At 40.0% G+C, this 17952-nt stretch carries 19 protein-coding genes; 15 read left to right on the forward strand and 4 right to left on the reverse strand.

Annotation, left to right across the window (positions count from 1 at the left end; genetic code table 11):
* The first annotated feature begins 454 nt into the window (after positions 1-454).
* The 7 genes from CIK00_RS17295 to CIK00_RS17325 all read left to right on the forward strand — a co-directional run bounded on the left by CIK00_RS17295 (position 455) and on the right by CIK00_RS17325 (position 4189).
* Positions 455-1231 carry a ParA family protein gene (locus CIK00_RS17295; RefSeq protein ID WP_101769889.1) on the forward strand — a complete coding sequence of 259 codons (777 nt, stop codon included), beginning with the start codon at positions 455-457 and terminating at the stop codon, positions 1229-1231.
* An 11-nt stretch (positions 1232-1242) separates the two neighbouring features.
* Positions 1243-1539, forward strand: coding sequence for a hypothetical protein (locus CIK00_RS17300; protein WP_101769890.1), 297 nt, complete (start codon positions 1243-1245; stop codon positions 1537-1539).
* Positions 1540-1612: 73 nt separating this feature from the next.
* On the forward strand, positions 1613-1963 hold the full coding sequence (locus CIK00_RS17305; RefSeq protein ID WP_167388577.1) for a hypothetical protein: 351 nt from the start codon (positions 1613-1615) through the stop codon (positions 1961-1963).
* Positions 1932-2117 carry a hypothetical protein gene (locus CIK00_RS17310; protein ID WP_101769892.1) on the forward strand — a complete coding sequence of 62 codons (186 nt, stop codon included), beginning with the start codon at positions 1932-1934 and terminating at the stop codon, positions 2115-2117. Before CIK00_RS17305 ends, CIK00_RS17310 begins: the two co-directional genes overlap by 32 nt.
* Complete coding sequence (locus tag CIK00_RS17315; RefSeq protein WP_101769893.1) at positions 2110-2340, forward strand: hypothetical protein; 231 nt, start codon at positions 2110-2112, stop codon at positions 2338-2340. The genes CIK00_RS17310 and CIK00_RS17315 overlap by 8 nt, the downstream gene beginning before the upstream one ends.
* A gap of 105 nt (positions 2341-2445) precedes the next feature.
* Positions 2446-2715 (forward strand): hypothetical protein, encoded by a 270-nt coding sequence (locus CIK00_RS17320; protein ID WP_101769894.1) that lies wholly within the window; start codon positions 2446-2448, stop codon positions 2713-2715.
* A gap of 493 nt (positions 2716-3208) precedes the next feature.
* Entirely contained in the window at positions 3209-4189 is a 981-nt protein-coding gene (locus CIK00_RS17325) for an ArdC family protein (protein ID WP_101769895.1), read from the forward strand.
* Between the two features lie 38 nt (positions 4190-4227).
* Here the strand turns inward: CIK00_RS17325 and CIK00_RS17330 are convergent, their stop codons facing one another.
* Positions 4228-4623, reverse strand: a complete 396-nt coding sequence (locus CIK00_RS17330; protein ID WP_101769896.1) for an H-NS family histone-like protein — start codon at positions 4621-4623, stop codon at positions 4228-4230.
* Between the two features lie 556 nt (positions 4624-5179).
* Between CIK00_RS17330 and CIK00_RS17335 the strand changes: the two genes are divergently transcribed.
* The 7 genes from CIK00_RS17335 (at position 5180) to CIK00_RS17370 (ending at position 8835) form a co-directional block, all read left to right on the forward strand.
* Positions 5180-5716: a hypothetical protein gene (locus CIK00_RS17335; RefSeq protein ID WP_101769897.1), complete on the forward strand. Its 537-nt coding sequence runs from the start codon at positions 5180-5182 to the stop codon at positions 5714-5716.
* Between the two features lie 14 nt (positions 5717-5730).
* Positions 5731-5961, forward strand: a complete 231-nt coding sequence (locus tag CIK00_RS17340) for a hypothetical protein (RefSeq protein ID WP_101769898.1) — start codon at positions 5731-5733, stop codon at positions 5959-5961.
* Between the two features lie 16 nt (positions 5962-5977).
* Complete coding sequence (locus CIK00_RS17345; RefSeq protein ID WP_101769899.1) at positions 5978-6214, forward strand: hypothetical protein; 237 nt, start codon at positions 5978-5980, stop codon at positions 6212-6214.
* Between the two features lie 74 nt (positions 6215-6288).
* Positions 6289-6600 carry a type I restriction endonuclease subunit M gene (locus CIK00_RS17350; protein WP_101769900.1) on the forward strand — a complete coding sequence of 104 codons (312 nt, stop codon included), beginning with the start codon at positions 6289-6291 and terminating at the stop codon, positions 6598-6600.
* 38 nt (positions 6601-6638) lie between these two features.
* Positions 6639-6848, forward strand: a complete 210-nt coding sequence (locus CIK00_RS17355) for a hypothetical protein (RefSeq protein ID WP_101769901.1) — start codon at positions 6639-6641, stop codon at positions 6846-6848.
* Positions 6841-7497 (forward strand): DUF1281 family ferredoxin-like fold protein, encoded by a 657-nt coding sequence (locus tag CIK00_RS17360; RefSeq protein ID WP_101769902.1) that lies wholly within the window; start codon positions 6841-6843, stop codon positions 7495-7497. Before CIK00_RS17355 ends, CIK00_RS17360 begins: the two co-directional genes overlap by 8 nt.
* Positions 7498-8472: 975 nt before the next feature.
* Entirely contained in the window at positions 8473-8835 is a 363-nt protein-coding gene (locus CIK00_RS17370; RefSeq protein WP_101769904.1) for a hypothetical protein, read from the forward strand.
* A 37-nt stretch (positions 8836-8872) separates the two neighbouring features.
* On the opposite strand, the gene traI is transcribed toward CIK00_RS17370, so the two are convergent.
* The 3 genes from traI to traD form a co-directional block, all read right to left on the reverse strand.
* A complete protein-coding gene (gene traI, locus CIK00_RS17375; RefSeq protein ID WP_101769905.1) occupies positions 8873-14839 on the reverse strand; it encodes a conjugative transfer relaxase/helicase TraI in 5967 nt (1988 codons plus the stop codon).
* A gap of 79 nt (positions 14840-14918) precedes the next feature.
* Positions 14919-15236 (reverse strand): hypothetical protein, encoded by a 318-nt coding sequence (locus CIK00_RS17380; protein ID WP_101769906.1) that lies wholly within the window; start codon positions 15234-15236, stop codon positions 14919-14921.
* A gap of 97 nt (positions 15237-15333) precedes the next feature.
* Positions 15334-17409, reverse strand: coding sequence for a type IV conjugative transfer system coupling protein TraD (traD, locus tag CIK00_RS17385; protein ID WP_232602036.1), 2076 nt, complete (start codon positions 17407-17409; stop codon positions 15334-15336).
* 135 nt (positions 17410-17544) lie between these two features.
* Here traD and CIK00_RS17390 point away from each other — a divergent pair, with 135 nt between their 5' ends.
* On the forward strand, positions 17545-17949 hold the full coding sequence (locus CIK00_RS17390; protein WP_101769907.1) for a peroxisomal membrane protein PEX14: 405 nt from the start codon (positions 17545-17547) through the stop codon (positions 17947-17949).
* The last annotated feature ends 3 nt before the right edge of the window (positions 17950-17952 follow it).

A 17952-nucleotide genomic window follows, 5' to 3' on the forward strand; every position in this document is an offset into this window, starting at 1 on the left:
GAGCACCCGCGCTGATTATACATTAACTCGCCTATCCCCTATCATTTTTTTGTCATTTCGTTCTAAACCCATAAATTAAGTAAATTTTTGCTTTTTGGCCTCTATTAAACATAATAGGTATATCGCGTACCAGTGAACACTGTTCAATTGAAATTACCTTCCCTAACAGCCAAAACCACACCTTTACCTACCTAAAACGGTCCATATTTTTGTGACTAAGTTGTTAATAAAAACTAACGATCTACTTTTAGCCTAAAATATGCCTCTAAGCCCTAAAAGATCATGGTTTGTATGTATTACCTATGTATTACCTATTGTTTATTGCTATATCTCTTATATACATTTAATATGTACTACATAGGTAATACATAAATTTGTTTTTCTTTTTGCTACATGTATTACAGTGGTTAATTAAATTTTAATGTGTATTACATATGTAATACAGTGAGGTGTTATGAGAGTTATATCATTAGCAAATCAAAAAGGCGGAGTCGGTAAAACGACAACGATCGTTAATTTGGCCTCTGAATTAGCAAAGAAAAATAAAGTCTTGGTGATAGATCTTGATCCACAAGGAAATTGTTCAAAAACACTTTCAAATGGTCAAACTAGTTTTGATTTTAATGAAACCATTGCTTGTTTGTTTGATAAACCCAAGATGGTTAATATTGTTGATTTGATCATCCCAGCACAAGCTGCTGATAGTTCGATTGATAATTTATTTTTAATTCCTGCTGATTATCAGTTGTCGCGTGTAATCGAAACATCATTAACAAAAATTAATCGTGAGAGAATTTTAGAAAAACATTTAAGTAAAATATCAAAAGATTATGATTTTGTTCTGCTTGATACTCCCCCTAATCTATCTTTAACTACTTTAAATGCAATACAAGCGTCTGAATTGATTATTATACCAATTGATTCTGGTGCTTATTCTCTTGATGGAATATCTCCTCTATTGGATGCTGTTGATGAAATCAAAGATGACGAAGCAAACTATTGCATACTAAGAAATGAGATAGATAGCCGAAATACATTAATTAATAACTATATAGAAAATGAGTTAGAGGTTGTACGAGATAATGTTTTGAAAACAGTAATCCGACGTTCAGAACATTTATCCCAGGCTAATGCTTTGTCTATGCCGATAAGGTTCTATAAGAAAGGGTCTATTATAAATAATGATTATAGTTCCTTGGCTAAAGAAATTAATGCAATATGTAATACATAGGTAATACAGATATGGATAGTAATAAATTATCAAATAAAGGTGCTAAATCGTCATTATCGTCTCGTGCAGATAGACAAAATAAAACAACTATAACTACAGTACGAAAGAAGCCTTTAACAACATATAAAGTACCTCCTTTGACATTACGTTTATCGTTAACCGATAAGCAAAAAGTGCAAGATTGGGTTGAGGATCTTCAAGAGAATACAAACAGAAAAGTGTCTGCCGCAAAGTTATTTAGAGCATTGACCTCAATGAAAGATGATATAGATAACAATAAGTTATTAGAGTTGATGAATGACATGTAGTAAGTATGTATTACACATGTAATACATAATAAAAACCCCCAAGTAACTTTCTGACGGGAACTTAGGGCTTAGTGTGAATAACTATAGGAATAATTCACTAATAGACAATACTATTATTAAGCTGATTTGCCTAGTGCTATCAGTCGCTATTGCTTGCCTATCGGCTACATTAGCAACAAAATTCATGTTCTCTATCGGGCAAGATATGGGGTCGCCTATATTAATGGCGGCTTTAGGTCTCTTACTTGATTTGGCTAAACGCCAACAAGCCGCTAAACAAATCATTAAGTCTCAACATACCTTGTCCCAAATCCCTATCCTATTAACTAATATTGACGAGCTATCTAACCAACAAGCGACTTTCTCGGGTGGTGAATCTGTTGTATCAAAATATGGCGCCGTGTCATGCTCAAATTTATCTTGATATCAAAAACGCAGTATTGGCGAAAACAGTTAAGCCAAGTCAGCGTGGGATCAATGAATCATTTCGAGGCGTTGGACGTGATCTGATGAACCAAGTGCTTGAAGAGTTAAAAGGCGTGGGTTTCTTAAAGCCTTATAGAAAGGGGTATGCGTAATATCGAGCGCGGCTACATGAATTATTACTTAATCAATCAAATTGAAGATATTGCGGATTGGGCGAGTGAAAATAGTGGTACGTCTTATGAGGATTACATTAAGTTATTTACGTTTGAAGTAGATAAAACATTTAAAAATCATGGTAAGCGTAACGCTGCTATTTTTATCGCCGTTAAGTATGGTTATGTGCCAAATAAAGAACGTAAATGTGAGTTTGCTTGATATATAGATAAAAGACGCAGTGTCTATAATGTATATGTGTATCTAAAATAGGCACTGTATTGATTGTATATATGTGTTTTTCTTAATGGGTTTATTGGTATCACTATGTTAGATAATGTTTTTCTTAAATATATTGATGCGTATTTATTGATTTTTGGTGAAATTAATACGCAGGTGATGATGCGAAAGTTTGATATTTGTCGAGCTAAATCAAGCCGTATTTTTACTATTTATAGAGAGGGGAGGCCAACGAATATGCATTATGATAGTTCAAGAAAATGCTACGTAAAAGGTTTCGTCTTTGAGCCTCTTCATTTGAAAGATGAAAGTGCTACTCAATTTTTAGCGGCTATTGATATTGTTTTTACAAAGTAATGGCCTTGTAGCACCCCTACGGGGCAACCACGCTACGCTTGCCCTATTTCACACGCGCCCCATCACATGTTCCATGCTCGTATTGCTAGTGAAACTCAGCCAGCAAGCTGTCTTCACCAAAGGTCAGGTCAGGGCTAAACAGCAACAGCATTCAATATAAGCCTGGATAAAATGTGTTATCCCCTCGCAAGCGAGGACAAATTTTATTCAGGTTATCTCTCACTAAGCATTCCTTCTCCTGCCGTCGAACTTACGCAGCTTTCGCCATTTCCTGCGGTTCTTGTAAGTGCTGATATCTGCCTCATAAGTCATTGTTTCCCTGTTTGCTCCTTTTCATCCTCGTCACCGCTCTGTCTGTTAACCATCATCTCTCAGAACCCCATTGAAAAGGGAAGCTGCGCCGCGTTGCGCCCTTGTCAATGAGAACCATGAGTAATGAGTGGACAGTCAGGCGATAACGGAAATGAAAATACACTTAAACAGGAAAACAGCCATGACTTACTCATCAACTATCAACACAACAATCACAGCTCAGCAAACAACGACGAAGGGCGTTGCCCTTAGAACCCAAGGCTCCTCCAAAAATGAATCTTCTAAGCGCAAAAGCAAAAAGCGGGTGGCTAAAGTGGCGAAAGATATGTACCAGATTGTCACTGATCGCATTATTGCAGCCCTTGAGAATGGCGTTAAACCGTGGGCGTGTCCGTGGGATAGAACACAGCAATGTGACATGTTACCCATGAATTTTAAGAGTAAGGCGCAATATTCAGGCGTAAATATTTTGTTACTTTGGTCTGAAATCGTAGAGAAAGGCTATTCAAGCCCGTATTGGTTAACTTACAAACAAGCGGCAGAATTAGGCGGCAATGTAATCAAAGGGCAAAAAGGGACCGAGATTATTTTCTATAAAATGTGGGAGAAGAAGAACGAGCAAGGCGACGAAGAAAGAATACCTATGTTGAGATCTTTTGTCGTTTTCAACTTAGACCAAGTTGAAAATATTGAAAAACCAGTAATGGTCATTAAAGAAGAGCGCACCAAACATAACGAGTTTGAAGTGATGGCCTATATTGATAATGCCATTTTAGCGACCGGTGCGGTGATAAATCATTTAGGTGTTCGAGCGTTTTATTCTCCTAGTCAAGATACTATCACGATGCCAACACAAGACCGTTTTACCTCTTCAAGCGATTATTACGCGACGTTATGGCATGAATTAACCCATTGGACAGCCAACAAGCGTCGTTTAGACCGTAAATTAACAGGTGGCTTTGGCTCTAAAGATTATGCCTTTGAGGAGTTGGTAGCAGAGTTGGGCGCGGCGTTCTGTTGTGCTGATTTGGGTGTCTTTGGTGAGATACAACATGATAGTTATATCGCATCATGGCTTAAAGCACTTAACAATGACAAAAAATATATTTTTAAGGCCGCCAGTCTTGCCAGTAAAGCACACCAATATTTATTACCACGATAGCAAAGATAAAGCGGGGTAGCCCCCGCTTTAAGCGTGGATTAAATCAGATGTTCTTCTAGGTTTTTATCCACTAAAAATTTAGGAGTTCGGCCTTGGCCTGTCCATGTCTTTGATTGGCCGCTTTCGTCTGTATAAGTATATTTTGCAGGGCGCGGGCTGCGAGGTGTTGTCGCTTTCTGCGTAGTTGATGTGTTGGCTACATGGGCCGCTAACTCATTAATATCAATACCATCTGCCGCTAACATTTCTTTATAAATAGCTAACTTATCGTTTTTTTCTTTTTGTTCCGCAAGCAATGTCAATTCTTGGATTTTTTTCTCTTCCAGTATCTTTGATAAGTTAGTGGTGATTAATTCCAATTCTTCGACTGTTTGATTTTTTAGTAGGGCTTTTGCTTGACGGTAGCGGGTCAATGTGTCGATAAATTCTTGCATGTTGGTGTGTCACCTTATTGTAAGTAATGTGTTTTTTTGTAATTGCGCGGTATGTTTGCGGAGCTGATTATACTTTAAATAGCTTGTTTTTTGCTGATTGATTTTTTGATTTGTATGACCACTCGATCTTATTTCCTATCTGGTTTGACCTTGGGCGTTCTTTTTGCTTCGGCAAAAAGTCAGCTTTTCGCTGCGCTCCTGTCGCTAACTTGCCCCTCTAAAGGCAACAAGTTGCCAAGAGGGACTAAGTTCCAGACAGGCAATCCTAACGCAAAAGCTGCACACCCTGCTTAGCGAATCTTCCCCTCATTATCACCTCACTCTGATATATCCCCCGTGTCGCGGCCATGCTGCAAGTCACCATCAGAATACCTTCACTGCCAGATTTCCCCTTTGCCTATTAACCGTCACCTAATCCGATTTGTCTTGCAAGGGAAATACATGCTGTATCCCTAAAGGCAACAAGTTGCCAAGGGCTACTAGCCCCTTGACAAGAAAAATCAGCTCAGGTGCTCGGATAGGCATTCAGAAAAATCAGGCAGCAAAGGAGCCTCTCATGAATACACGCAGTAAGACCGCAACACAGTTATACACACCAAAGCACGCTGAAAGTGCAGTGCAGATTAGCTTAGCAGGGCGCGAGGTGGGCTCTGAGTCAGTGGGGAATATGGGTTACGCGAATAAAGGCTTGTCATCCCTTGACGGTCAGCAAGAGCAGGCTACCGCGCTACGCGCTCCATGTGCTACGCACATATCGAGGGCGAACAAACGTAAGGCATTTATCTTTCGTAAAGCGTGGGCGCTGGCAGCCATGAAAGCGTTACGTTTTGGTGGCCTAAAATGCACTTACTTTGCTGCTTGCTTGAAAGTCGCTTACCGACAATGTGCCGCAGATTGTGAACAACACTTATCACGTTATAAAGCATTGATGGAGGAAAACAGAAAATACCTAACCCAATTAAAAAATCAATTGAACCATTACAAAAACAACAGCCATTTATTAAACCAGAACGAGGTGATCACCGATTTATTACCTCGCATTAAACAGGCTGAAATTCGCCAGTCTTATTACTTTGATTTGTTGTTAGGTTAAGGGCGGTAACGAGTATGAGTATTGTGAGTAGACCCCTTAATCATAATGAGCCTGACTTGCTGATAGGTAATGAACATCAATGTTTAATCATTAAAGATCTTGATAGCAACGTAGTAGCAAAAATACACGCCCCACACAGCGGATATACACATGACTTATTAGAGTCAATTGATTATTACGCGCACAGTCCCGACGGTTGGGAAGCGTATTTGGGGAGCGTTTGGATAGGATCATTAGAAGTGTAATTAAGGAGAGACAAACATGGCCTACAGTGCGATACGTTTTGAACAACCTCAGATCGTGCATACCGCAAGCAGTAGCGAGATAAACAAACTCGTCATTCAATATCATGTTAAAGATTTGAAATCGTACATAAGGGGAGAGGAAACCAAAGAGGGCGCAAAATGTTCATTTCAACAACTGCAAGCCATAGGGTTAACCCCGTGTGAGATTGCCAAAAAAACGAAGTGCAGGTTAAAAGAGTTAATCTTTGCATAAAGAAAAAGGCTTAAAGCATTACCTACTAAATAACTGCTTTAAGCCCCTCATGTAACGTTAAGGAATATAAATCCATGACAGAAATAAGTCAAGGCGAAGTAATCAATGATATTACGCCGATTGCCTTTAATTTAGGCTCAGTTGTATTAACTCGCGGTATGGATGAATTATGCGGCGGCAATCATGCGTTATTGTTACCGTTATTAAATCGGCATGATAATTGTGATTGGGGGAATTGTTGCCAAGAAGACGCAATTCAAAATAATTGGGCAACACATAACGAGCTAAGAATAATGTCAGTGTATGCGTTCTTAGGGGAAGCCGTTTGGATCATTACCGAATCGGATCGCAGCGCAACCACCATTCTATTACCCACTGAATATTAATAAATAAGGATACCCCCGAAAGGGGGTATATAAAAAATATGACTAATCAATATTATGTATCAGGGTTATTAAATGAGTTCGGTTATTATGTGCTGAATCCTAATAACGTCTTAATTCTTGAAGATGATTTGATCATTAATAATGTAACCATTGTAAATGATATCTTTGAAGGCGTTACCGAGTCTGATTTGCATTTATTTCGTTGTCGTTTAATTGATGTTGAAAAAAAGGAACAAGAATATGCCTAATCACATTATTAACGTTGTAAAGATTGAGAGTGATGATAATTCCAAGCAAGCGCGTATTATGTTATGGCTGTTAAATTATCAAGGTGTGTTTGATTTTAATCGCATTATACCAATGCCGAAAATAGTAAGAAATACACGCACACCGAATAATAACAATGCCGAGCAATGTATAAAGTTAACGGGCTGTTCTGATTGGTATTCATGGTCTAATACGTATTGGGGGACAAAATGGAACGCGTATGATCAAGATGTTTATCATAATGAGGTTATCTTTAAACCGTGGCATTTATCCTGTAAACCTAAAAACGTTTTATCAGGTGCAGTATTAAGAGGATATGTTAAACGTATCAATAAGAAATATTTTAAAGCACAAGTTAAAAGTATGGGTGTTCCTGAATGTATTCAATTTTCAACCGCGTGGTCAATGCCAGAGCCGATTTATAAAGCAATATCAATACGCTTTCCTGATGTTGTTTTTCATATCCAATATGCTGATGAAGACAGAGGCAGTAATTGCGGTGAAATACGGTTAAGAAATGGCATTGTTATAAAATCAAATATTGCCCCATGGAATACTCACTTAACCGAAGAATATAAACAATGGGAACATTTCGCTAACCAAGTATGGGAAGGTGAAAGCAACGAATAATTAAGTTCTCTAAATTAAGCCTATATCTTTTGATATGGGCTTTTTTGTGTTTAGTATACTGCGTTATTTCCCTCGAAAAATTCCAACGATTTATTTCACTATCATTCAACGTTGATTATCGTCGTGATAATAGCGATCTGATAGTCAAATAAATCGCCGCCCACGCTGTAAGGTTTATAGTTAATATAAATAGATAGTCACACGGTGTATTTTTTATCCGCGCACGTTGATGTTTTCTTTTGTCATTCGACAATGTGGATTTTTATTTATGTTAACCATTGGCAAAGAGCGAGCTTAGCAGGACGGTGATGATAGGCATTATTTACCTTCTTTTGTTTTGTGGCTTTATTTTATTGTGCTAGCTCGGACGCAAAAGTTTATCGCAATAATAAATCATAGTGATGGCGTCCTTAGTATGGCTACGCCATAAATGATCGTGTTTATTCTTGTATTCTTTTCTCATGGTTTTTTATTACGTGGTAAATCTTGGCGTAGTATTCCCCGTTTATTGTTAACTTTCCCGACTGGCTATTATGCCCCTATAAGGAAAATCCCCTTAAATAACTGAATCCGTGGCGTAAGGTCTTATTTTACAATGGCGGGTTTTGAGGGTTCAGAAGATGATGACACCCCTCGCACAACTTTTGTTGCGCCTAAGTGGTTGTCTGTAAAAGAAAATCACTATATTCAGGCATTTCCAAAAATATCATTCGCGTCATGTCGTGGTGAGAGTATGTTTCGATTCCTTTTATACTCCATTGAGAGTATGCCTTTATTATCAATAAGATAGCTAAAAAATGCCGTTTGAGAGTATGTTTATACTCTCAATATAAAATCAATACTAACAATAACTTATGAATTGTGAGAGTATGGTTATACTCTCTGTGCTCATTTGAGAGTATGTTTATACTCCCGCGTAAAAGAGGGGTGATAGTATGTTTATACTCTCTGTTTTTATATTTTTAGGAAATGAAAATGAAGAAAAATAATAAAGTGCAAGTGTTATGCAGTAGTCAGCTCTATGATCGACTTGATGCTGAAAGAGAAAGAACGCAAGCATCATCACTCGCGGATGTTGGACGTGATTTGTGGGAGTTTGCATTAGCGATTAAAGAACGGCTTGGTGAGAACAAAACAAAATCTAACCGTGAGATACTGGAAGAAGTCTTATTGTCTCAATACCAATTAGAATCATTAATAAAACAAATGTACGTAGCAGGGTATAATCCAACATTACAAGTAGAAAGTGTGATATTAGAAAAGGCAAAAACAAATTTTAAAAATATTGAGAAGAACGCCCAAGAAAAAACAACGCAATTTATCGAAAATAAAGAATAAAAAAATGCGACCACATTTCTGTGGTCGCCTTGTGTTGTTATATTGAAAAATCATCTAATTCTTTTTCTATTATACGCCCATGGTCTTTTTCTGTTTGATGATTCGATTGCTCATAGTCATCAATAGCATGGTCAACCTCTTTATTCGTTAATATCTCGCCATAGGTGATATCCTTTTTATCGGTATCTGAATGGGACAATTCAATGTCTTTATTATCAGGTAATGACGAGGCGATAATATCTTTAGCCAATTGGTCGATAGCATTTGTTTGCGTGTGATGTTCACCTTTTAATTGTGTAATGTCATCATTAACCTTATCACTGATAATAATCCCGATGTCTTGTGGCAATAATCCATTGAGAGCTTCCGTGACAAGAGAAATACTGTGACCTTGCTCGGTAAGTTTATGGGTAATATCATGGATTAATGCCTGGTTAGATAATTGACTGTTACTTGCCATAATTATTATGTGCTCACGTAAGGTCTGAGTATTCACTGTTCGTAAGTCATGAGGATTATTCACGGCGATAATATCAACGTCATGTTGATTCGCCCCCATTAATGCAATGCCATTTTCAATACCAATCGCTATTACGCTAATATTCGGCAGTGTCCCTTCATTTAATACCATCGCATGACCTGACTTATTTCCCATTAATCGTTTTTGCGTATTAAGGTTAGCAATGTCACCTTGTGGCGTTAAGTAGGTAATTTCCACGGCTTCTATATCCCCTTTATTATTGGTTAAACTCGTTAATAAAGCAGGGTGGGTGGATTTTGTTTCAGAAGAATAAACATTGTCGTGATAACGTAAAGCAGTATGACTTTCTACGTCATGATAGGTTTGATTATTAATATATGTACTCGCTGGCGTGTCTTTAATGTCTACCCCTTGTTCAAAGTAATTGATGGCTCTTTCTTTTAATTCACTGACTTGTACGGGTAAGGTGGTTAATAACGTGGCGTGTTTTTCATTTTTAATTAAATCGTGTTGCTCTGGGTGGGTTAACATAGTTTCCGCTAACGTAATGGCTTCTCTAAAGCTAATTGATTTTGACGCCATGATTAAATTAATCATGTTACCTTTATCGCCTGTTGTCCAATCACGGAAATACCCTCGACATTCTCCCGTGAGTGATATTTTCGTTTGTGATTTTCCTCGTCCAAACGCTAAATAATCTTTATCGGATTTACTGTTATTAGGTTGGCCTAATAATGATATAGCCAGTGATTCAGTATATGGGGTTAATTGGTTGCCGAGGTCTTTTGCATAGAGTGATAATTTAAAGTGGCCATCTTGTTGGTATTTCGGGTTTTCATTAGGAAGGTCAGTTGTATTAAAATGCCGTTCGTTGGGGTTATGGGTTTTATTGATGGTTTCAATGGCCGAGGTATTATTATCATGATGATTCAGCCAACTGTTCATCAATGATTTTTCATTATCCGTAAATATCATTGCATGTTGACTGGCGCGACTGATATCAATATAAGCACGGCGAATATTGGTTAATTTCGCATTGGCACTGATAACCGATATAACATTATTTACCGTTGCCCCTTGCGCCATATCTGCTGTCTTGGTGTAGCGGTAATCCCAATGGCTACTTTTCATGTCTGATAGAGGGAGCATGACGGCTTGGCCGTCTTTCCCTGTCACCGTCATGGTCTGAGTGTTGACCTTTGATACCGTAAGTTCAGTGTTACCCTGTAACGCTAATTCACGGTCAGTTTTACGCCAAGTAATTTTATCCCCTTCGGTTAATGGCTGTTGGCTACTGCTCCATAAGGTTGTCATTTTATGGTCATGTTTGGCTGGGATAAAGGTCGTGACTTTACCACTACCTAAGTCGGTGACATTTAACAGTGCATGTTGTCGGTCAACCTTATCAATCTGTAAGTAAGTCTCTCGGCCAGTATTGATAATTAACCCTTTTTGATAAGGCATCATGGTTTTTAACTCTTCTTTTGTGGCACCAACTCCTCGTAATCGCGTAACAGAGGTATCGCTGCCTGAGGGTAAGTCCCCCATTGCTTTTAAGCCACGGCGAATTAATTTAGCAAGTAAATCACGCTCACGGTTGGAATACGCAATCATTAAGGTGTTATCTCGACTCTCAGGGGTGCGAGATAAATACTCTTTGGCTGCAAGGTCATAGAGTTTGTCTTTCGCTTGTTGATGGTCTTCTGAGGGTTGGCCTGTGTTGATGTATGTCGATATCACGGTATCAGTGTGCATTGATGGCTGATGATAATGCTGATTATCAAGCGGTGACTGGGCTTTAACCGCTGCCAAGGTGGATTCAGGGTGTCGATTAATGACTTGTTTAACGGCACTTAACAGTTCAGGGGTTTGTTGACGCTTAATGTCCTTCATCACCACGGTTTCAATGTTTTTAGTGCGATAGGCCAATTCAAACGGTTTACCTGCTTCTTTGGATTGAAGCTGGTATATATCCCCTAAAAAGGTGGCTCTTGCGCCTGAATTGTTTACCAGTGTGGTAAACGCATCGAATTGGGCGTTAGAGGCCATTGAGCTTTCATCGAGTAAGAACAGGGTGTTCGCGTATTTTTCAGGCAAGGTGTCACCTGTCATGACATCTTTGAGTAAGGATTGCGTGGTTTGAGCGGGAATGCCTTTCTCTTTTAACTCATTGACTGCGGCGTGAGTTGGGGCAAGACCAAGTACCGTAATAGGGGTGTTTTTTTGTATGGCCTGTGCTTGCTCAATAAGTAACGTCCCTTGCTCTAGCATGGTGGATTTACCTACACCCGCAAACCCTTGAACAATGGTGTATTGGTCATTGGTGGTCGCAATGAGGCGCACACCGTCCTTTTGGCCATCGGTCATCCATGCTTGTTGTGCCAGATAAGTATCTGCTTGTTGTGGTGTTGCAAAGGCATTGACTGCATCTTTCCCCGCCTCTAAGTGGTTAAGTATGCGTTGCTCGGTTTCAAGGGCTTCTCGGGTAGTCCAACGTGTGCCATCTTGGTAATCCGCAGACAACACACTGTCTTGGGCTTTCAGTTGATGTAAGTGTGCCTTGATTTCAGGCTCCAATACCGTTGTTCCTTTTTCATCCATGGCAAAACGGATAGCCTCCATCACTAAATCTTCATGCTTAAAGCCCGCTTTTTGTTCACTGACATGGTTAAGTGCAAACATCACCGCTTGTTCAATGAGGGGTTTATCCGCTTGTTGGTGTAATAATGATTGCACGGCCACGCCGACATCATGATAAAGGGATTGTTGGGTTTGGCTATTGATGAACTTACTGATATCACCGGTACTGGCAAGCACCCGTGCCATGGTTGAGGGTTGAATACTCGATTTACCCATTTGGGCTTCTAGCTTTTGTTGGTCATTGGTGAAAATATGCAGAGTTTTACTTTCTTGCTGCATCAAGTCATACAGCACTTCTTTTGAGGCGGTATAGCTTTGCATATCAACAAGGGTGGTCTCTTTGCCCGAGGCCGCTTGATTGAGGGGGGTGGCGTAGCCATAAGATAATGCGGTGTCCTTAAATTGCGAAAGGGACACAATGTGTCCCTTTCCGTTGTCATCCTTGAGGCTTAATCCGAGCCAGCCTATTTTCTCAATGGTGACGTTATCGTGTTGCTTGAGGTTGGTTTGGTAAATATCACTGTTGATCCGCAATCTATCTCCCGCAGCGACTTCTAATGTTGATGGCTGACTGACAAAGAAGGTTGTATTTTTTGCATCAGCGACATTGAAATAACGTCGATTTTTGTCAGCATCAATTAACTGTAGCGTCTTGGCTTTTGTGTTCACTTTTTCGACTTTATAGCGTGTCATCTTCCCGTCGTTTATCTCATTAAAAATCATGCCTTTTTGATAGTTCTTGATAGAGGCTTGTTGCTCAGGTGATAAATACACGGGATTGAGGACGGGAATTTCAACCCGTTTTTCACTCAGTTGACCAGTTTTATCAAGCTGATGGCGAAGGGCTGCATTAAGTTTGTCATTATCCGCTTTATTGGTTGCTAACACTTGGGTATTGGCTCGCTCCTGGGGGGATAATTGCTGATAGTGCTCTGCAATAACTTGATGGCGGTCTTGCTTATCAACCTCGGTGGTATGTAGCGCGGTTTGACTTTGGTGAGTCCCTTGCCAGCGGCTAACCTGTGTATTGCCTTTTTGCAGGATATCCATGGCATTACCCGCTCGTAGTCCTTGGCTACGTTGGGTGTGGTTAAGAAACACAATTTTATTGCCTTGTGATTGAGCTTGTTCAATTAAGGCTTGTGTGTCTTTGATGCCTAATTTATGGGCGTGTTCAATCACCAATATACTGTCTTTGGTTTGTTGGCGAAGGGCGGGTTTATTGTTGTATTGGTGGGTGGTGTAAACCACATCCGAGCGGAAGGCATTTTTAACCCACTGCGTCACAGAAAAGGCTTGTCGCTTAACTTGTTGTTCAGTTTGTTGCTGCACTAATTTATTCGGAGTGATGAAGTGGATCGCCTTGCCTGAGTTTTCAGTGACATGCAGGAGTGCTTCACTGATTTGTTGACTTGAGCCGATAAGATTAATCACATTCACTTGTTTTTTACTGCTTAATACGTCCCTGATAAGCTGTTGGCTCTCGCTTTTAAGGCGAGTTTGCTCAAGGCTTTTTTCATCTGCATGAACCACTAATCCGTGTGATCGCTTATTGGTGGTTTCAATCAGTTTTTTTTCTGCGTCCAGCAGTGTTGGCGTTGTAAACAATGTTTTATTTTTATCTAGCGCAATGAGCTTGTCTTCTTTGATCGTATTATCTAATGCCTGTTTAAATTGGCTAAACTGAACGATGTGCTCAGGGGCAAATTTATCTAATGCCGTCGTGATGATTTTTTCATAGGAAATCGCTGTATTACGATCACTTAAATAATTGACGCTGTTTTCAATCGCTTGAGTGATAGCGGGTAAAATAGGTGCTTTCGGTGAGTGTTCAGGGTGGTGCGTTTTCGTATGGGATTGTGCAACAAAAGTTAAACCATCAAAGCCTAATTTTTCATTCTTCTCTAACCATTCTTTTTGCAATGAATGCTCAGGGGTATAAGTTTTGGCTTTACGGGTTTGGTGAGCAATATGATCCCGTGACTTTCCTGTGTTAATGCCGAGTCCTTCAGCTTGCTCTAGGATTTGTTGGCGACGAGTTGAATTAGATTCAAGTACATCTTCTGGAATACCTGCAATATCAATTTGTCCTTTACCGAGTGATTGAATGTTATAGCCCATTTGCTCAAGACTACGGCCAAGCTCACTATGGTATATACGGGTGTAATATTTCTGATTTTCTAAAATACGCTCATACGTTCCTTGAGTCTCAAACCCGTTTTGAATGGCACTTGATGCCAGATTTTTAAGACTGCCGTCTTTATCATGAGTCATGTTAGCAAGCAGAGCGTGAGTATGCAGTTGAGGATCATTTTCACGGCTGGTTTTATGCTGAACTAAACCAAATAAGAGGTTTTGGCTATTGGTATAACTGGCTTCTCGCGTATTAGGATCAACTTGTCGGTATTGAGCTGTATCCTTTTCTATCATGCTGATGGCTTTTTTAGTGGCGTTTTCATGAGCGTCTATAATACGGTTATCACCATAGACTAATGCGAGTAGGCTTGCTCCTTTAGGGGCTGAAAAAACTAAATCATAGCCCGTTCGACGATTATCTGATCCTGCACCCTTAACTGCACTGTTATCTAATGTGCCATTGAGCACCGTTTCTAATTTTTCATGGGTGATGGCTTGCCCTAAGATGCCTTCTTTTTCAGCGATTTTGCCGTACCATTGGGTTGTTTGTTCACCACTTTTTTCAGCAAGGTAGTAATTAGCCGTTGGGTTTTCTGTGGGTTGTAGGCTGGATTCTTTGTCAGAGCGTTCGAGGTTATCTGGCGTAATCGTAAATTCAAGTTGGTTAATATGAAATTGTTTTTCTTCTTCAAGGTAATAGTTGCTGGCGCCACTGGCACTCGCGCGTAATGGGCTGAGTGAAAGCATGATGATTCCTATTTAATCAATGGGGTGGATAAAAAGATAAAGAAAGGCGATAAGGGGCAGTAGTAATAAGACCATGACATCAAAGGGCATCATATCCTCCATTGTCATCCTCATTTTCTTGTTCAAAACAGGCTAAATTATGATGAATAACATCAGCGTCAATAACATTTGAACTGCCTATTTTTTGATCGCCAAGAAATGCATCAATAGCTATATCGACTGATGAATAGTGTTGCGTGGTGTTGGTCATACAGAGTTGATGGTGATCCCATCCATGAGTCGGGGCATCAATACGATTAATCAGTTGGCCGTCTTCGCTGATTATTAATAAGGGCGTGTTTTTATAGGTTTCAATGAAGGCAGTAACCGTGGGGTGGTTAATAATAAAAGAAATCATAGGCTATTATCTTTTAATGATTGTATATGATTGATTTTTAAAGTAATGAGCGCAAATAACGCTCATTGTTATACGATGTTGTTAACCTTCTTGGTTACTACATATCCATGCCGTCATAAGGATTTACCGTGGTATTGTCCATATCATGTAAGGCTTGTTCCGTATGATCGGGTGTGGCGAGTTGGGCTCGCATTTCAATGTCTTCTCGCTGTTTTTGTTTTTCTATGTCTTGATCATCGTTCTGCTCTTTATCACTGATGGTTTTCTGCATCCGTGTTTCTTCTTCCTGTTGGCTGTCTTCATCCCCCTCAAATTGATTCTTATGAATATCTAATAACGCCTGACGATCCTTTTCAGGTAACGCAGTCAATGCCCCCAGTTGATAGTGTGTGAGTAAGCTATCGAGCTCTTTCATTTGGTCACTGCTTTGATAGTGGCGTTTCTCAAAACTTCGGGCGATGGCTGGCATTTCATCAAACTTGAATTTCAGCTTAGTGATCGGGTAATTACCAAATACCCGTAACCAACATTGCAGATCATCTAACTGCATGATCTCCGACGGTAATACCGCAGGGCGGGTAATGGTTTGATGGCCTAATGAAATACCGTCACGGACACTGTTGGCACCGTAGCTGTATTGCTCTTTAGATATCTCAAGTTCTTGTTCTCCTAAGTCATCACTGGATTTTTTCGCCATGGCGTGTGAGGGGTTACGGGTATAAAAACGGGTGTTGAGTAAATCCACCATTTCATCAGCGGCATGTTGGCCGTAAATTTTGACGAACTGCGCATAGGACTGAAAACCAATCAGGTAACAGCCACCATGCTTACGCACTTCGGCTAAGGTGCTGGCAAGATCGGGTAATTGATGCAAACTGGGTAATTCGTCAGTGATGATCCAAATACGGCGATCCGGGTTTTCATCCAAGGATAAAATGGCGGTAGACGCCGTGGATAACCACATCGAAATTAACGGGCGTAATGACGTATGTTGTTGTGCGTTAGAGGTTAAATACAAAAAGCCTTTTTCATCATCATTCTGTACCCAATTATTGATAGAAAAAGCCGGTCGCACTTGGCCGTTCTCGTCAGGTTTATCAAGTCCTTCCATATAACGCAGGGATTTGATGTAGGCCGCCAACACGGATTTGATAGAAATCGCCGTTTTTTGCGACTTTTCAGAGACTAAACTGGTTGATTCTGTGCCATCAAGGTAAGCGGCAAGGGTGGATAATGGCGCTTTAAGTATCAGCTCTAATAAGCGTTCCATGGTGCAAGGCTCATTATCTTGCGCCATTTTATAGGCGGTGTTGGTGAATATAGTGCGTGAGGCTTCAATCCAGAAGGGATCACCATTGCCTGTATGTGGCACTAAGGCGGCGGCTAAGTTTTCATAATCACTGACATCATTCGCGTCATTCCAGATAGACCAATTGACTGACCGTTCATCAAAAGGGTTCAGAATGTAGTCGGTGGCAGGGTTATAAAAACGGGAAACAAAGGTGCAGCCTTTATCATAAATCACTGCTTTATCACCACGATCACGTATCCAACGTAAGAGTTTGCGGATCATGACGGTTTTACCTGTACCCGTAGAGCCGCCCATGTAGATATGACGTACTTCAAAATTGTTGGGTAATAAGTGGAGGCCATCAAGAGAGAATGTTGAAATATTTTTGTCTTTTTTAAGTTGGGCGGCCAAGGCGTCAGGGGTGGCAATACGTGTGCCTCGAACAAGGCAATCCGCGGTTTGTTCTTCTCCTTTTTTTCTGAAATACCGCATGATCAAGGTCATCACGCCCGTTACGATGATGAATGCGAACACAAAGCTGAATTGTAAAATAATCCATGCCCTATCAACGATGGCATTGAGTGTCGGGCTTTCACGAAGTTGTTGAACGGTGTAGGGGAAATCAGCGCCGTTAGCATGGACGATGATCGTGTTATTGGTATTGAGGCTCCATTTTGCTTGAAAGTAATATTTGAGTGAGGCAATGGTCTCTGCATCAATGGATAGATAAGCGATGCCGAGTGTTAACACAATGACGGCCAAGGCGTACCAATGAAAGATATTGCCAATGATTTGAAAATACATGCGCCAGTTATGGAAAAATATTTGGCCGCCCCGAGTAAAATTACTGGTGCGGGCTTTTGGGCGAGCGAGTTTGTTCATAAGTATTCCTGATGAAAGGGATAAAATAAGGGCTATAAGCATAAATATGCTTAGTTAAGATGAATAAATATTGTCCGAAGATCGGTGTTCTCGTAGAATGGGTGTACAAAAACACAGTTAACCGAGGCGATGAATATGAGTACACCACCAACGATGTCACTAACAGCAAAAATAGATCTGCTGCGAAAGAAGGGATTGTCAGACGATGAAATTGATCAGTTGTTGGCATCACCCGCATCGAGTGAGCCCGTAAAAGCATCGCCATTTAATATGGCCGAGATGGTGAATAACGGCAGTTCGATTGAAGAGTGGAATAAGCAAGTTGATGAAACTGAAAAGCTCTATATCAATACAGAGGCGTTTTCAGTGTTGTTTGTTGGGATTATAATAATTAGTGTAATCCTTATGGTTAGAGGATTTATTGAATTTCATATAGCTATATCAATTGGTATAATATGTTTTGTTTCGATTGCTTTAGTTCAGGTATTTAGTGCACCAAAATACCGTGAAAAGATTAAATTTTTTGTTAAAAAGCGGTAGGTC

The organism is Photobacterium carnosum, assembly GCF_002849605.1.
Classification (GTDB): domain Bacteria; phylum Pseudomonadota; class Gammaproteobacteria; order Enterobacterales; family Vibrionaceae; genus Photobacterium; species Photobacterium carnosum.

Bases quoted from the DNA above. Each gene is read 5' to 3' on its own strand.
- CIK00_RS17350 (WP_101769900.1), top strand. From the start codon at position 6,289: ATGACAGAAATAAGTCAAGGCGAAGTAATCAATGATATTACGCCGATT.
- CIK00_RS17300 (WP_101769890.1), top strand. From the start codon at position 1,243: ATGGATAGTAATAAATTATCAAATAAAGGTGCTAAATCGTCATTATCG.
- CIK00_RS17355 (WP_101769901.1), top strand. From the start codon at position 6,639: ATGACTAATCAATATTATGTATCAGGGTTATTAAATGAGTTCGGTTAT.
- CIK00_RS17295 (WP_101769889.1), top strand. From the start codon at position 455: ATGAGAGTTATATCATTAGCAAATCAAAAAGGCGGAGTCGGTAAAACG.
- traD (WP_232602036.1), bottom strand. From the start codon at position 17,409: ATGAACAAACTCGCTCGCCCAAAAGCCCGCACCAGTAATTTTACTCGG.
- traI (WP_101769905.1), bottom strand. From the start codon at position 14,839: ATGCTTTCACTCAGCCCATTACGCGCGAGTGCCAGTGGCGCCAGCAAC.
- CIK00_RS17315 (WP_101769893.1), top strand. From the start codon at position 2,110: ATGCGTAATATCGAGCGCGGCTACATGAATTATTACTTAATCAATCAA.
- CIK00_RS17335 (WP_101769897.1), top strand. From the start codon at position 5,180: ATGAATACACGCAGTAAGACCGCAACACAGTTATACACACCAAAGCAC.
- CIK00_RS17380 (WP_101769906.1), bottom strand. From the start codon at position 15,236: ATGATTTCTTTTATTATTAACCACCCCACGGTTACTGCCTTCATTGAA.
- CIK00_RS17360 (WP_101769902.1), top strand. From the start codon at position 6,841: ATGCCTAATCACATTATTAACGTTGTAAAGATTGAGAGTGATGATAAT.
- CIK00_RS17320 (WP_101769894.1), top strand. From the start codon at position 2,446: ATGTTAGATAATGTTTTTCTTAAATATATTGATGCGTATTTATTGATT.
- CIK00_RS17310 (WP_101769892.1), top strand. From the start codon at position 1,932: ATGGCGCCGTGTCATGCTCAAATTTATCTTGATATCAAAAACGCAGTA.
- CIK00_RS17345 (WP_101769899.1), top strand. From the start codon at position 5,978: ATGGCCTACAGTGCGATACGTTTTGAACAACCTCAGATCGTGCATACC.
- CIK00_RS17325 (WP_101769895.1), top strand. From the start codon at position 3,209: ATGACTTACTCATCAACTATCAACACAACAATCACAGCTCAGCAAACA.
- CIK00_RS17330 (WP_101769896.1), bottom strand. From the start codon at position 4,623: ATGCAAGAATTTATCGACACATTGACCCGCTACCGTCAAGCAAAAGCC.
- CIK00_RS17340 (WP_101769898.1), top strand. From the start codon at position 5,731: ATGAGTATTGTGAGTAGACCCCTTAATCATAATGAGCCTGACTTGCTG.
- CIK00_RS17390 (WP_101769907.1), top strand. From the start codon at position 17,545: ATGAGTACACCACCAACGATGTCACTAACAGCAAAAATAGATCTGCTG.
- CIK00_RS17370 (WP_101769904.1), top strand. From the start codon at position 8,473: ATGAAGAAAAATAATAAAGTGCAAGTGTTATGCAGTAGTCAGCTCTAT.